Raw genomic sequence first — 16471 nt, 5'->3', positions numbered from 1 at the left:
AAAACCATCACCCCCTTCACAATATAGGTGAAAAATACAGGGTAAGAAAATTAGAAAAAACCACACCATAGGTCAATCGGGCATAATTGATGTTTCCAGCTAGGAAAAATCTCTTCCTCCAGATTCACTCGATAGCGTCTGGAGGGCAAAAACAGGTGCAAATTGAACCACTATTGGTAAGGCCATAGGCTGAAATCGATTGTTTTCATCCAAAGTAAATAGACAAGTGGCTAGGTTATCAGCCAGCAGCGTAGCAGCATCCTTAAGCTCCTTTTTGGTAAACATGTCCCCTAAACCAGCGGACGCATACTGCTCACAGGTGTGGAAACGTGTTTTTTTTCCATACACTTGGTTAGCCAATTCATCACGTGTGATAAAAGGATGGATTTCATCCTGAATATAAAAATTCAGGATTGGGTCTACCGTTCCATTCCCATCAAAATCTTTGTAAACCAATGTGGCAGGTTGGTCTTCATTGGCCTTTATTTGGCTATTGAATCCAAGGTTACCTGCCAATAATTCAGGCCTCCCATCCTCATCCAAGTCCTCTACCAGTAGTACATTCCAAAAGCCCCGCTGGGCGGGTAGGTAATCTAAGACATCCTTATTTGAGATGTTACAAACTAATTTATTTTGTCGCTTCCACTTTCATGATAGACAAAATAAAAAAAACAAAGAATGGATATCCTTTAACTGGATTTCCATTCTTTGGAAATGAAAACATAAAGATTGTTTGTTGACAGCGTTTATTTTCCTCGGACAGAAATGGCCTATTTCTTTCCTTTTGCTGACATCACCAACCCAATAACCAACAAAGCTACACTGATGATGACAGGTGTCCAATTGGCTGTACTGACGGCAATGTCCATTCCAAGGATGCTAAAACTTTCAGAATCCTGAATAGCTTGTAAGCCAAACATGATGGTTCCGATGATTCCTAATACCAATAATATAATTCCAACTGTTTTCATGTGCTTAAAGTAGGTTTAGTGTTAATATAAGTTAAGGTAATCAATATAAACTGATATTTAAATACCAGAATTGATTTCTACATTAAAATCCTCCATGAAACAACACCTCCCTGAGTAAACATTTTCCTCCTACTTTGCGTGTCCACAGTCCCAACCCTGGGTCAATCCCTTCTTAGGTCTGAAATCTAAAATTCGTTATTCGTAAATCCCTACTTCCGCTCCTCACCCCAACTTTTCCCAATTCTCTGCATTCTAAATCCAAGGAGCTTCGTGAAGATTGAGATGGCCCGAATGATTGAGACCGGATGAAAAAAATGCAAAATACTATATTCATATCAATCATCAGAATTAAATATTCTAACTATTCGGTATGTTACAGGCATAGATTATTTGGCCTCGGCAGGCCTATCGAGGGGATTTTATACCAAATTAAAATCTTCTAAGGGTAGAATGGAGGATACTCAGAATAAATATTGAACCATTCAAAGGAAACATTAACATATTCAGATTCCAATGATTATATTAAGTATCCTAAAGATTGTATTATGTAAAACCGAATTAAACCGCTCCACCCAAGAAACAATCCCAAAATGAATCAGTCAATTCCGCTTTCCCTGTTTTTCCTTTCATGTATCCTCATTTTTCTTTTATCCTGTTCAGGCAATCAATCAGAGGTTTCAGAAAGTGAAAAAGATGGCCCTACCCTTTTGACCTTAATACATCAGGAAAAAGAAGGTACCATTTCCATTCACAGAAAAGGAGAAAATGAACCCATTTTGGTTCAGAATGCCAAAGAAGGTTTCCGCCCTTACATTCACCCAATCTCGGCACCTGATGGCAAAGGTGTTTTGACTGAATATAGCCCGGGACACCACAAACATCAGACGGGTCTGTATTGGGGATTGACTAGGGTCAATGACCGGGATTATTTTCATAACCCTCAAGAAGGTTATTGGAAAAAGGTTGCCCTGAATGTGATAGAAACAGAAGGTGATGAAGTGAAATGGCAGACAGTTTATCAATTATTGGACGAGAAGGGCGAACCAATCATGCTTGAAACCCAAAATTGGTCTTTACGAGAAGAGAAGGGAAAATATTTTTTGGATTTGGAATGGAAAGGGGAAGCTATTGAATCGATCACTATCGGGCAATATGACTATGGAAGCTTATTCGTCAGAATGCCCTGGAGAGAGGGAATCAAAGGGGAAATCATCAATGCTGCAAGGCAGAAAAACGAGTTTGCAGAAGGACAACCTTCCATGTGGGTAAATGTCGGCATGCAGGTAGATGGCTGGGACGACTTTGCCAATATTGCAGTTTTTGACCATCCCGAAAACAGGGGATATCCCAATAAATGGCGCGTGGATGGACAATTGGGTTTGGGACCTGCCTTTACCAAAGACGGAGATTGGTTGATAGAAAAAGGGAACGCAGAAACCATCAAGCTACAACTTATGGTCTACACCGGAGAGGTCAATGACATCAAATTGACAGAAGCCTGGGGAGAATTTTCCGGTAGGCAGGGAATGTATAACACGACCGAACTTTGGGGTCTTGCCCAGAGAGAGGGTCGAGATGCCAAATTTCTGAGCCCACAGGAAGCTGTGGAAGCCATGACCATCAAGCCTGGATATCAGGTCAATGTATGGGCGTCAGAACCCATGATGACCCAACCGATGGCTTTTTGCTGGGACGACAGAGGTAGGCTTTGGATTGCCGAAAACAAGGATTACGAATCAAGAGGCCATGGATTTTCAAATTCAGGCGACAGCCGGATTCTGATATTGGAGGACACCAATGGAGATGGGGTCGCAGACAGCAAGAAAGTATTTATGGAAGGCCTGGCTTTCCCTGCGGCGATTGCTGTTGGATTTGATGGACTTTATGTCGGTGCACCTCCCAACCTACTTTTTGTCCCTGATATAGACCAAGATGACAAAGCGGATCTGGAAGATATTGAAATTTTACTCACAGGTTGGGGAATTCGGGACAGACACGAAACCCTCAACAGCATGCATTGGGGTCCTGATGGCTGGCTCTATGGACTACAGGGCTTTGCCACTCCTTCCAAAATCAGAAAACCAAACGGTGATGCCAAACTCTATTACCATAAGGATCCTTTTCCGGAAGATTTATTGGAAAAAGACGGGGTGGATATCAATGGTGGGGTTTGGCGCTACCATCCCGTCAAAGACAGGTTTGAAGTGGTGGCCCATGGTTTCAGTAATCCTTGGGGGATAGACTATGATGCCAAAGGCCAACTATTGATGACTGCCTGTGTCATCCCCCATCTTTGGCATGTGATTCCGGGTGGCATTTACCACCGTCAGGGTGGGCAGCATTTCAATCCTTATGTGTATGAGGACATCAAAACCATCGCAGACCACAGTCACCGCTCGGCCCATGGCGGTGCCAGGGTTTACCAATCAGATGCATTTCCTGAGGAAGAACAGGGTAGGATTTTCATGGCCAATATCCATGAACATGCCGTACTTTCGGACAGACTTGTTCCAAAAGGTTCGGGGTATGAGGGAAAACACGGAGATGATTTTATGTTGGCCAACAATGCCCAATGGGTAGGCTTTAGCATGGAAATAGGACCTGATGGCGGTTTGTATGTACTCGATTGGCATGATGCGGATATCTGCGGACAGGAAGTCCTGAATGAAGAAACAGGAAGGATATTCAGGATAATGCCGGAAAAATCACTTGCCGAGGATTTTGAAGGAAGATATTCAGATCTGAATAAAATGTCGGACAAAGAATTGATCTCACTTCAGACCAATAAGAGTGATTGGCATTCCAGAAGAGCGAGGGGAATTTTACATAAAAGGGCTGTTAAAGGAGAGTTGGAAGCAAATACCATTAAAGGTTTAAAGTCCATTTACCAAAAGGACAAAAATCCAGATTGGAGATTAAGGGCACTATGGGCATTGCATCAGGTTGGAGGATTTAATGAAAATGATTTGATCAGTGCACTATCTGATAAAGACCCGCACATCAGGGCCTGGGCCATTCAGTTGCTTTGTGAAGACCATGATCCATCTGCAACTGCTTTGGCCAAATTCAGGAAAATGGCAGAAGACGACACGTCTCCCGTCGTCAGACTTTATCTCGCAGCAGCCATGCAAAGAATCCCACCCAAAGAAAAATTTCTTCTCGCTGCCAATCTGATGAAACATGAGGAAGATGCCAACGACCATAACCTACCCAAAATCATCTGGTATGGAGTCGAATCATTGATCGCTGAAAATACGGACAATTTCCTTGAACTTTCTGCCCAATCCAAAATCCCCTTTGTTACCCAAAATATTGCCAGAAGGGCTGTGGATGCAGATGAAATGGAGAAATTGGTTGCTTTTATCGGTAAAGGTGGTCCGAACACAGAACTGCTGTTGTCGGGAATGTTGAGCGGTATGGAAGGTAGAACTGACCTGAATATCCCGTCTAATTGGAAGGCTGTGGCCGATAAAATGGACAAATCTGGTGGGAAAAAGAAAGAACTTGCTTTGGAGATTTCAAGCCTCTTTGGAGATACGGAGGCTACCCAACGGGCATTTGCTATCCTGAAAGACAAAAAGCAACCTCTGGACCAAAGACAAAAAGCACTTCAAACGCTCACAGCACAGCAAAGAACCGGGCTGATTTCCGAATTGCCCGGACTAATCGGGGAGCTTGCGATGAGGAAGGATGCTATTCGTTCCATTGCAGCTTTTGACAACGAGAGTTTGGGCAGGATGCTGATAGAGAAGTATCCAACATTTGATGCAGATGAAAAACAGATTGCCATGCAGACCCTTTCTTCCCGATCCAGATATGGCAATATGCTGACCCGTGAAATCAAGGATGAAAAGATAGCCAAAGCTGAAGTTCCTGTCAGTGTTGCCAGACAATTGCTCCGGGTAGTCGGCAGTGGGTTTATAGAAGTTTGGGGACCAATAGAACAGGTGCCTAGTGACCAAGCTGCCTATGATAAATACAGGACCATACTCCAACCGTCAGCAATCGCATCTGCAAATATTGAATCCGGAAAAACGGTTTTCACCCAAGTCTGCGGCAGTTGTCACAAAATGTTTGGAGAGGGTGGAGAAATGGGTCCCGACCTGACAGGTTCCAACCGGTCGGATGTGGAGTATATCTTACTCAATGTCATAGAACCCAGTGCTGAAATCCAGGATGACTATAAGATGGTGGTGATCAATACCAGGGATGGTAGGACCTATTCCGGGAATATTATCGGAGAAAACCAAAGGCAGATTACACTGCGGGTAGTAGGTCAAGAACCAGTGATCATCAACAAATCCAGTATACAGTCCAAGGATGTGACAGAGGTTTCCATGATGCCCCCCGGCTTGTTCGAAAACCTTACGGAGAAAGAAATTGTGGATTTGATGGGGTATTTGAAGACGATGAAGAGGGTGGATTGAATTTATGGATGAATGGGGAACGGATATTGGGATATAAAGATATTAGGATATTAGCATCTTGATTGAACGCTGATGAAGCTGATTGAACTGATTCGGGAAGATAAAAAATCAGTGAAAATCAGTGTTATCAGTGTTATCAGCGTGCCACTAAAAACTCCTTATCCACAAAATCCATAAACCGCTCCCAATCATAAAGCGTCAGGTTGTGTTCTCCTTCACGGATATGGTAACCTACTGAATTTGTATGGATAGTCCTTTGGTGGTTTTCAAAACTTTCCGGCAGGTCAACTTTGATTCCATAAATATCTGAATAGACCCTTGAACCTAATTTAAGTGACAAAAACTCTCCTTTTGGATCTGCCCATTGGTCTTCTATGGCGGATGCAAAGTAGATAGACCTTGGGGCAATACATGCTGCCAAAAGATGCTGGTCAATTGGCAAAGCATCTTCATTGTCATTGAAAGCCTTGAAATTATCATTAAACCAATAGGGGAAATTGGTATTGATGCGTTTTACAGTTTCGCCGAATCTCCTTCGTGACAAAGCCGCACCTCCACAACCGGATTCATTGGAGATGACCACTGACCAGCGTTCATCATTTGCTCCGCACCATAATGCAGCTTTTCCTCCTCGGGAATGCCCGACTACAGCTGACCTATTTTGATCTAGTGAAATATCATTTTCGAAATAATCCATTGCCCTCATAGCACCCCATGCCCACGCTGCCAAACCTCGCATTCCCTCAGGCATTTCCAGTTGTTCGGGATAAAGTGTATCCAATATACCGTGTGAAAATCTCACCTTATCATCGGGTGAAACATCCTCCACATCAAATATAGCAGCTGCATATCCCCTACTGACAATTTGCTCTAGAGGGAAAAACTGATCTTCTTTATCTTCAAGTAGGTCTTGTGCATTTCTATGGCTTATCAATAGAAATACAGGATAAGGTCCTTTTCCTTTAAGAGGTTGAAAGACAAACAACTTTATTGTCTGAGCTTTTCCCTTTCTGGAAACCTTGATGCGCACATTTTTTTTCAATGCAACTTCTTTGTAGAGATGGTCGGAATCTGTCGACACATCAAAATGAATCTCATCAAAATCCATTGGGATAGACCCATAGACATTTTCAGAGAAAAACCGCATCAATTCCGGCCTCCTGATGTTTTCCCAATCAGCCATCGATTCGATGATTTCCCCTTTGGAGCTAACATAAGGATCAGGCAAAACCAAATCAGGGACTTTGGATTCATCATAGTTGAATTGTTCCTGGGCCATAAGGTTTGAAGTAAATAGTCCAATCAAAAAGATCAGAAGATATTCCGGTTTATATTGGTTTCGCATGTTGATGGTATTTGTGGAATTTAGGGATTTACGCCTAATTTTCAAAAAAATGAGGTATCCTATACATACCCTGACAGGTCAAATAAAGCTTAATTACTATTTGATACTTGGAGGTAGGAAAGCAATGGGGATGATTAAGGCCACAAACTGAATCGGGCTCTAAAATCTTTTTAGCCAGACTTCCATGGAATACAAGTGTCAATAGATATTCCGCACGCCTGTCTCAGGCACTTATCTACAAACTAAAAATAGGCATCGGTGGCAAAACATGTTGATCAATCCCCCTCAACCTCAAAATAAATTGCCTCACTGATAGGATGGCCATCTTTGGTGATGCCTTCGACCTGAACACGATGACGCCCTGTGACATCCCCTGTATAGAAACTCATTTCTCTTTTTGAATTAGGGCTGAGAAATACCATAGGATTCCAATAAACTGTACTCCTCAAATCAGGTAGGTCATAATAATCTGTCTCTTGATAAACTGGTGAATAGAAAGTTCTTGTTTTGTTAAATCCCGCAGCCTGATGAGTGATGATGTATTTGGCATCTTCTTCCGCCTCTTCCAATTCTTCATATCCCATATCCGTAAAAAAAGCAATGACGCCTCCACCCCCACGGCCACCATAAATGCCGGTTGCGCCTGGGCTTTTTAGGATTTCAATCCGGCCGATGTCAAATTGGTTGAGACTCTGCATGGTGCTCTCACTGATGGGCATCCCATCCAAAAGATAAAGAGGGGTACCTTGACCTCGAATTACTGACCTAAACTCATTCATTCCCGTTTTGGTTACCTGCAAACCGGCTACCCTACCCTGTAAACTTTCAAGAATATTTCCCGAAGGGGCTATGGGCAGTTGATTGCGGTGAAGCACCACGTCTGCTTTTGTATGTAAAGTAAAGGGCTCATAAATTTCCGCTCTACCTTCTATGACGACCTCTTGCAAGAGCAATTCTCCCAAATCCATGGCGCCTACTTCCTTTTCCACTGCAGAAAGTTGCTGCTGCGTGGAGAGCACATAGCCATCAGGCATTTGACTGACATATGCCTCAGGCAATCGAATCCAACTGGCCAAAAAAAGTGGTTTAAAAGTCCTTTCAAGCATTTGAACCTCCACGTCATCCCTTCTGCCTCTGCTATCAGTTCCCTGAATCATGACCTGTATGGTGTCTTTAAAATAAAATCCCGTGAACCCAAAATAACCTTCCTTATTGGTCGGTGTGGTTATAAAAGTCTGATACCGGTCTTTAAGATACAAAAGCGCTTCCCCTTTGTTTATTCCTTCCCCCTTACTATTGACCAACCTTCCTTTAAGATGTAAATCCATTTCATTTCCATATTGGATTTTTGGAAATTCTTGTGCCACTATGGGTTCCCAACCAAACCTCCTCCAGCCTTGGGTCAGCATCAGGTGTTTTAGTGCCAATTGTCTCTCTGCATCATCTTTTTCGAAATAATAGCCGGGTGTTGCAATATGGCCCTTGAGATCCGCACTGAGCAATAAATAAGTCGCGATGTTTTCCTGACTTTGACTGGGTTTAACCCATTTGTCAGTGGTAACTGATAAAGAAAATTGACTCAATTCAGGTCCGAAACCGCCTTCCTCCATAGAAATTTCCAAATCTACTTGCTCCCTCGGGGAGTAGGAGGATTTATCTGTTTTTATGTTCACCTTGGTTTTCTGAGGATGCCTTACAAACACCAACCGCTCAGCATATGGCTCTCCTTGAGTATCAGTCAAGGTAAACCGGACAATACCGGTCGGAAACCTATCCTTGGGAATTTCAAATTCAGCGCTTTGACCGTTGGCAAAGGCAACCGGTTCCTTGTAGGCCAAAGAATCTTTTGCAATCCCCATTAACATCAACTGACCAGGAATTTCTCTATTCGAGGCTATACTTACCTTTACGGCCTCCGGATCAGACACTTCGTCCAATTGCATCACAAAACCTTCGGACAAAACCTCAGGAAGTGCATAATCAACCGTCCTTCCATCGGAAAAGTTGAGTTTGGCAAAATATCTTTTCCCCGAGTCAGGTGTAAAAGAAAAAGCACCCATGCCGTCATGATGGTCTTCAAATTCCAACAGCTTCTTACCCGCTTCATCAAAGAGGGCTCCGGAAACAGGTAATCCAAAACCATTTGAGGCCAAGGCTTTAAAAGCGACAGTATTAGACAATCCCGCCACCAAATCCCCTCCTTCGGGGAAGAACTGCAAATCTACGGAAGGAGCTCTTTCCTCGAGTTTTTGGGTTGATGTAACCTGTCCTTCAGTACCATTAAACACATAGATTTCTTTTTGAAAAAAACCACTTTCTCCAAAATTCCGCATCCATTGGGTAAAAGCAGAAAGTCTATATACTCCTTCTGGCAAGTTTTCAGGTAGTAGAATGTCCCCAAAAGCCCCACCATCTGAAATCGGCAATGTGAGGCTATAGACCAAAGCCTCCTCCTCATCCATCAAGTCGACATAGAGTACGCCGCTTTTTTCGGTTGATTTGTTTGAAGCAGCATTTACTACATAGGCCTTTAACCAAAGAATTTCTCCAGCCATGTAATAGGGTTTGTCATGATGGATGTACACTTTTTCGGTAGCATAATTGGCCCTGTAAGTCTTCAGATAGGTTTCTACCTTTTCTGTCAATGGGTCAGGAGCCAAAATCCAGGCTGATAATATCAAGCTGGCTAACAAAAAGAATAAGTATGAGAAATTTTTGGGTTTCATGGGTTTTGATTTGGACTTTAAGTATCTAATGCTACCATAATAACAGTATTTATAGCCAGAATAGTTTAATGCTTCCATTTTTAGCAAAAGACCGAAAAATTGATTCTCTATAAATTCTTGGAATTTGTTTGGAATAATTAAATTGTTCGATAAATAGCATTGGTACTTATCGCATATGGAACCTATCCCTACCAAAAAAACGATACCCAAATGGCTGAAAAGAGTTCAACAGAATTCTTGGGAGCCCGAAATATTGCTTTCAGGTTTGGTATTGATTGGGTTGCTCCAATTGCCTGAAAAAATCAGATCCCTCTCTAATTTTATGCGTGCTGAGGCACTTTCAGGTAATTTGTTTGGGGTATTCACCGGGCTGGAACAAGTGGTGTATGTCTTGATTCTCGGCTTGTTGGTTCACCTTTTTTTGCGCAGTGTATGGGTGGGGCTTATCGGGCTGACCTACACTTTTCCAAAAGGCATTCAGACCGAAAAACTGGGATACCAACCCCAATTTGAAAATAAAATAAAGTCCCTTCCCAGTTTGGAAAACCAGATCATAAATCTGGAAAAAATATGCAGTTCGATTTTTGCCACTTGTTTTTTCCTAATCATGCTGATCCTTGGGGTGATGGCTAGTGTCACCCTTTTTGTCGCTTTTTTGTTTGTAGTGGCCTGCCTGTTGCAAAGCTTCGGGTTTTCCATGGCTCAATGGATGAACCTTAACATAGATTTGTTTCTGATTTCAATATTTATGGTATTGGTCGTTGATTTTATAGGCTTGGGGATTTACCGCAAAAACAAGTGGATAGCGAAAATCTACTATCCCATTCACCGCTTTCTGGGCTGGGTCACCTTTTCCAGATTCTACCGATCCATTTATTATGTTTTTGCCAGCAATTTGAGGAAAGGATACCTCATTGGCTTTTTTGTTCTTTTTATTGCCTTTTCATTCTTGGGGCAACATAGGCTGCAACAAGCTCAAGACGAAAGCGCATTCAGTTTTATTAAGTTTTATTCCCGGTCGGCTGGCATGACACTATTCAGTGGCCATTTTGAAGACAGGAATCAAATTTGGTCTTCTTATATATTGGAAACCCCTTCACCGATTGTTTCAGGACGTTTTTTAGAGCTGCGATTGAAACACCAACTGGTCTTCGAAAAGAAAATGATGGAGGTGTGTGGATTGAAACCCGATGAACTCAAGGACTCCAATGATCAAGCGGATCAAAATAAGCTCAACTGCATGAATAAAGTGTATGCCATATTTCTGGATGGTGAGGAATTGGTAAACCCAGATTGGCTTTTTTATTTCCATCAAACCGAAAACAGAAAAGGCCTGATTACTTTTGTAGATGTTGGTGACTTAGCGTCTGGTCGGCATTACTTGGAAGTTAAGGTCAATACAAGTACACCGGCCTATAGTCTCGGAACGATACCATTTATGAAAGAATAGTTAACCACTAGTTTTCAAATTGGCTGATGGAAGATGTCTTGTAACCGATTCTCACTGCCCTTGCAGCCACTTTTTTTCCTGTAGGAATGGGTTGATGGTATAGGTGCCAATGTTTCCCCCCAATCTCCTCTCCTATCTGATAGGCAATGCTGGCACCCTCAGTTTCTGAGCTCAGCTTAAGCTGATTACCGGAAGTTTCAAACTTGACCGGGGCAGTTTCGGGCTGCACCATTCCAGGCCACATCATATTGACCAGGTCATACTCGGGAACAAAACCCAAATCACCGATTTCCAGTTGCCAGGCAGACAGGGCATTTCTGAGTTCCTTCAATTTGGCTTGGTGCTCAGGGGAATCCGCTAGGTTATTTATTTCATCTGGATCATCTTGGAGGTCATACAATTCCTCCACAGGTTTGGTTTTCATGAATATATAAGCCGCACCCCCTGTCAGTTCTCCTTTTTGATCCATTTCTATCATGGCTCTGGTCATGTCAATCTGTTCTCTGTAGGCGTTCCTGTAAATCAAAGGTAGTTCTGGCCTGAAATTCCTAATATACACATACCGCCCATCGATCACCGATCTGCTCATATCCACGGCTTCATCAAACCTATCTGCCGAGCCAAAGGCATATTGATTCGGGGTTTTGGTTTTGTGAGGTCCCAAAAAAGCCCTGCCATGCATATAATCCGGTGGTTCTACTCCTGCTAAGGACATCACCGTTGGCCCAAGGTCCATCAAAGAAACTAGGTCATCGATTTTACTGCCACCCATCTCACCATTGGGCATTCTCACTATCAGAGGGACATGCAGACCGGAATTGCCCACTGCCCTTTTTTGTCTCAGCAGTGGCCCTCCATGGTCTGACCAAAAGAAAATGATGGTCTTGTCCAACAACCCCTCCTCTTCCAAAGACCTTAACATATCACCTACCTGTTTGTCCAATTCCATGATATTGGAATAAGCCCTGCCCACATCCTGTCTGACCACGGGCAGTTCGGGGAAGTATTTGGGAATTATGACCTTGCTTTTGTCTGCCAACATGGGATCCTCCTTTTTCATAAAAATCCTGGACTCATGGGTGATTTCGTGGTTGAACACGGCAAAGAAAGGTTGTCCTGCTGCCCGATTTTTATAGGTGGCTTCCCTTCCGATTTCATCCCAGGCAGTGATGGGGGAATTGAACTGATAATCTGTTTTGGCATTGTTGGAAGTGTAATAGCCTACTGCCCTCAGGTATTCGGTAAAGCATTTGACAAAGGGCGGAGGAACCGTAGCATATTCAGGCACATTTCTTCCTTTGATGTCCTTTTGGGCATAGTAATCTTTGTAGGTTTCGTTTTCAGGTTCCCGGAAGGCGTAGTGGGGCCCTGTCCGCATGTTGTGTGAACCGATACTTACGGGATACATCCCAGTAATGATGCTGCTACGGCTTGGGGCACAAACCCCAACCGTGGAGTAGGCATGGGTATAAGTAATCCCCTCATTGGCCAAACGGTCTATGTTAGGTGTTTTGATGCTTTGATCCCCGTAAACTTCCAACATAGGGCTGATATCTTCCACGGAAATCCAAAGGATATTGGGTTTGTCTAGGGATTGGGAAAAGGTGGTTTGGGATAAAAAGAGTAAGAGGATGGTGAAAAGTGAGAGGTGTTTTTTGAAGGTCATGGGTTGGTGTTTTTTTTGTTTTGCTTAAAATGGGAAAAAATGGGGAGGAAGGCAAGGTGGAGGGGGAAGTTAATTGGTGGTCAGTGCGTTTTTTGTCTCTAATGGGTATTTAGAAGGATTGACATTTTATGGGATTAGTTGGATATTGAGGAAATACTTGAAGAGCTAACTGAAGAGTGGATTGAAACAGCTAAACTAAAAGGAAGGTCTATTCTTCGGTAGAAAGGAAGATTTCGTATGGCTTAATTTTGTTTCAAAATATGTCAACTACCATAAGAAGCAAGTTCCAGGAAATTAAATAGTTAGCGATGGAAGATGTAGAAAAAAATGCCCCCAAATTATTCTGTGATGTTTGCCAAATTATAGAGGGTAAACGCAGCCTTTTGTCAACAACAGCCCATGCTGAGGTTTGTCTTATGCATTGGAATATCGGCAAGCGAATCAAAGAAGAAGTGTTGTATAACAAAAGGGCAGAATATGGTAAAGAGGTAGTCAAAAAATTATCAGTCAAACTAGCCGACCGCTACGGAAAAGGTTGGAGTGACCGCAAACTTTCACATTGTATACGCACAGCGTATGCTTTTACCTTAGGAGATTCGGTACGCAGTGAGTACCCAATCGGTATGAATGCACCTGAAATCCATAATGTTGATTGATATAAAGTGGATTGTTCTAAAAAAGATTTTTATTGTTTTTTAACTTTTAATTTTAAAAGGTTAGTAATAAATTTAGAATTGACAAAGTCTAACGGGTAATAGACCATCTGTCCTGAATTAATCCATAAAATGCTTAAATCCAACCTATTTTGAAAAAGCTCCTCAATTTCTCTTTGATAATTTTGATTTTGTCGTACAGCTGTGCCCAAAAATCAGAACCTCAGGATCCAACTATCATCATATCAGGGAAAATAACCAATCTTGATGAACAGGAAATCACATTATTTCAGGAAGGAGATATTGCAAATAGTAAAGTGGATGAGGATGGTAATTTTAAACTGGTATTTGAAGGGGATGAACCTTCTAGCTACTCTTTATATTCAGGGCGAACCTACTTGAACCTCTACTTAAGCCCAGGAGACAGTATTTATGTTTCCGCAGATGCCAAAGATCTATCGGGCACTTTTGAGGTCAATGGAGATCATGAGAAAGAAATCAGGTACCTATTTGAAAAGGCCAAAACCGAGACTGAAATCGGATTGACCTATCCGATGGAGTTGATGGAAAAACCAAAAGAGGAGTACCTCCAAATTAAGGACAGCCTATTTACACGATCAAGAGTCAAATTTGTGGAATACAGCAAGCAGGAAAATCTTGATCCTGATTTTGTCGCCAAAGAAGAAGCTTATTTCACCTATGCACCCCTCGTTTATGATTATCAGTATCCCATGTATCAAGCATCCATTACCAAAAAGCCACAGGATTCCATAGATTTTCCTATGGACCAAGTAAACGCTAAATTGAATGCCATTCCCCTAGACCAAAATCACCTGCTCAATGTATGGAGCTACACCACGCTCATCGATATACGAGTTTCAAATCTTGCTGGTGAAATCTTGGAAAGGGACAGTTCATTTGCCTCAGGTGAAAATGCCTATGAAAAAGCGGGGATGCTTGCCATGGACTCATTGTTGAAAGATAAAACTGTGAAAGATCATTTTTATTTTACCGCCATTAAATCCAATTTGGATTATCGGGGACCTGTGCATGTTAAAGCATCTTATGAAAAATTCATGAAAGAAAATGAGACTCCAAAATATGCTGAAAAACTTAATAAATTAAAGGCTAAATGGGAACCCATCAGTCCCGGAAAAGATGTTCCCGATTTTACCTTCACCAACGTTGAGGGTGAGGAAGTGAAACTGAGTGATCTGAAGGGTAACCTGGTTTATATTGATATTTGGGCGACATGGTGTAAGCCATGCATCGCTGAACATCCCTATTGGGATAAATTGAAAGAGGAATTCAAAGATGAACCCGTGGCATTTTTAACGGTATCGATCGATGATACAAGAGCACCATGGGAAAAGATGGTCAAAGCCAAAAACATGGAAGGCCTTCAGTGGTTTGCTGAAAATGGTTGGAAGTCTGAACTCAACCAACATTTTATGGTCAATTCTATACCAAGATTTATACTGCTGGATCAAGCGGGAAAAATCATTGATCCCTCTGCGGATAGACCTTCCGGAAATATCCGTGCAATCCTTGATCAGCATTTGGCTGAAAAAGGTGCCTGATTCTCTACTACAGGGTTTATGGTTTTTATCATATGACCTGGTTCTGCCCTATAAAATGAAAGCCGAAGCCATTGACCAATAGGCATCATCAAACTGAATATTATATAGACAAAGGGGGTTAAAGAGGCAAATATCAATGGTAAATTTATTGGAAAATTAATAAAATTTCAGAAAGGAGCAACTCTTATACCATCGACCCCTTCATCATTTTGTTCCAATACAGGTAAGGAAGCCCATATTTCTTTAGCATCCAAAGCCTCCAATGTTCCTTGTCACTATTGAAAACCAACATCTGTTTTAATTTTGGATCAGGGATAAAATTACCTTCATAATCAAATTCAGCCAAAACCATTTTGCCATAACCTGTTAAGAGCGGGCAAGAAGAATACCCCTTGTAGGATTTATCCAAAGCTATCTTGTTGTTCATAAGGAATAATAGATTTTCCACCACCACTGGCACTTGCTTTCTGATGGCTGCCCCTGTTTTGGCGGTAGGCAGGCCTGCTACATCTCCCAACCCAAAAATATTGCTGTATTTTTTGTGCTGCAAGGAATTTATGTCAACGTCCAACCATCCAGCATCATTGACCAAATCCGATTCTTTGATAAACTTGGGTGCAGCTTGAGGAGGAGCAAGGTGAAGCAAATCATAGGGCATTTCCACCAGTCCGTCCTCAGAAATCTTTTCCCCGATTTCTTTTGATTGATTTTCTTGGCTCTTTGTTAGATTTTCTCCCACATATTTAAAAGTGACGATCTTTTTTTCCGGATCAATTTTAATCGGGGCATAAAAAGGTTTGAAAAATATGCCGTAGCGTTCCACCACCTTCTCAAGTGTTTCCCGAATTTCTTTCACCCCAAAAAGCACGGAACCGGGAGTGGCAAAGACAACATTGGCATCAAACTTCTTTTTCTTAAACAGATCTGCAGCCAAATAGGCAATCTTTTGTGGAGCTCCTCCACATTTGATTGGAGTGGTGGGCTGTGTGAAAATTGCATTTTTGCCTTTGAAATTTTTGAGTAGCTTCCAAGTATGCTCCGGATCGGTATAAATGCTGCACACTGAATCATTACCCAACGATTCCTTCAATCCCTCAATCTGGTCAAGCTCCATCACCAAGCCTGGGGCCACCACCAGGTATTCATAACTGATGTCTCCGTGATTTTTTGTAGTCACTTTGTTTTCATCTGACTTAAATCCTGTCGCAAAATCCTTGATCCAAATGGCCCCTTTTGGAATAAGGTCCTTTAATGGCCTTGCGGTTTTTTTGAAATCATAGGTCCCAGCACCAACCAAAGTCCAGGCCGGTTGATAATAATGCTTGTCAGAGGGATCTATAATGGCAATGTCCAAATTTTTGTTTTTTTTCAAAAGTTGGGCAGCTGTCATTATCCCTGCTGTACCCCCACCTATTATTAATACTTTGAACTGTGATTTCATGTGGATTTAATTTTGGGTTGAATTGTCAGGCAAACTATATCGAGACCGGGAGTGGTCTTGATTTTGTATATTTTAAAAATACTTTCAAAAAATGGTGATTACAGTAACAAATGTTACATTGGGTAGAACGGGCTGTTTTTACGAATTCATTTCACTGAAAACTGAAAAATTGTCATTTAATGTGACTAATTCTGCCGAGTTGACCTCACTGG

At 42.1% G+C, this 16471-nt stretch carries 10 protein-coding genes; 4 read left to right on the top strand and 6 right to left on the bottom strand.

The annotated features are described in order from the left end of the window. Positions 1–99: 99 nt before the first annotated feature. Positions 100–543, bottom strand: a complete 444-nt coding sequence (locus H1A14_RS17350) for a hypothetical protein (protein WP_194777550.1) — start codon at positions 541–543, stop codon at positions 100–102. Between the two features lie 227 nt (positions 544–770). Beyond that, complete coding sequence (locus H1A14_RS17345; RefSeq protein ID WP_194777549.1) at positions 771–971, bottom strand: hypothetical protein; 201 nt, start codon at positions 969–971, stop codon at positions 771–773. A gap of 590 nt (positions 972–1561) precedes the next feature. On the opposite strand from H1A14_RS17345, the gene H1A14_RS17340 reads away from it, so the two are divergent. Further along, positions 1562–5398 (top strand): PVC-type heme-binding CxxCH protein, encoded by a 3837-nt coding sequence (locus tag H1A14_RS17340; RefSeq protein WP_194777548.1) that lies wholly within the window; start codon positions 1562–1564, stop codon positions 5396–5398. Positions 5399–5534: 136 nt separating this feature from the next. On the opposite strand, the gene H1A14_RS17335 is transcribed toward H1A14_RS17340, so the two are convergent. After that, on the bottom strand, positions 5535–6743 hold the full coding sequence (locus H1A14_RS17335; protein WP_228527839.1) for an alpha/beta hydrolase family protein: 1209 nt from the start codon (positions 6741–6743) through the stop codon (positions 5535–5537). A 275-nt stretch (positions 6744–7018) separates the two neighbouring features. Then, positions 7019–9469 carry a Plug domain-containing protein gene (locus tag H1A14_RS17330; protein ID WP_194777547.1) on the bottom strand — a complete coding sequence of 817 codons (2451 nt, stop codon included), beginning with the start codon at positions 9467–9469 and terminating at the stop codon, positions 7019–7021. 175 nt (positions 9470–9644) lie between these two features. Here H1A14_RS17330 and H1A14_RS17325 point away from each other — a divergent pair, with 175 nt between their 5' ends. Next, positions 9645–10919 carry a hypothetical protein gene (locus tag H1A14_RS17325; RefSeq protein ID WP_194777546.1) on the top strand — a complete coding sequence of 425 codons (1275 nt, stop codon included), beginning with the start codon at positions 9645–9647 and terminating at the stop codon, positions 10917–10919. A 7-nt stretch (positions 10920–10926) separates the two neighbouring features. Here the strand turns inward: H1A14_RS17325 and H1A14_RS17320 are convergent, their stop codons facing one another. Next, positions 10927–12585: a sulfatase family protein gene (locus tag H1A14_RS17320; RefSeq protein ID WP_194777545.1), complete on the bottom strand. Its 1659-nt coding sequence runs from the start codon at positions 12583–12585 to the stop codon at positions 10927–10929. Positions 12586–12893: 308 nt separating this feature from the next. On the opposite strand from H1A14_RS17320, the gene H1A14_RS17315 reads away from it, so the two are divergent. Both H1A14_RS17315 and H1A14_RS17310 read left to right on the top strand, forming a co-directional pair. Next, a complete protein-coding gene (locus H1A14_RS17315; protein ID WP_194777544.1) occupies positions 12894–13241 on the top strand; it encodes a DUF1016 N-terminal domain-containing protein in 348 nt (115 codons plus the stop codon). A 149-nt stretch (positions 13242–13390) separates the two neighbouring features. Next, complete coding sequence (locus H1A14_RS17310) at positions 13391–14818, top strand: TlpA disulfide reductase family protein (RefSeq protein WP_228527838.1); 1428 nt, start codon at positions 13391–13393, stop codon at positions 14816–14818. Positions 14819–15002: 184 nt separating this feature from the next. On the opposite strand, the gene H1A14_RS17305 is transcribed toward H1A14_RS17310, so the two are convergent. Beyond that, positions 15003–16259 (bottom strand): NAD(P)/FAD-dependent oxidoreductase, encoded by a 1257-nt coding sequence (locus tag H1A14_RS17305; RefSeq protein ID WP_194777543.1) that lies wholly within the window; start codon positions 16257–16259, stop codon positions 15003–15005. Positions 16260–16471 lie beyond the last annotated feature (212 nt).

The sequence above is a fragment of the Pararhodonellum marinum genome, from assembly GCF_015354735.1.
Lineage (GTDB): Bacteria > Bacteroidota > Bacteroidia > Cytophagales > Cyclobacteriaceae > Pararhodonellum > Pararhodonellum marinum.
Note: the sequence above shows the minus strand (reverse complement) of the source record. Positions and strands in the feature narration are given on the sequence as shown.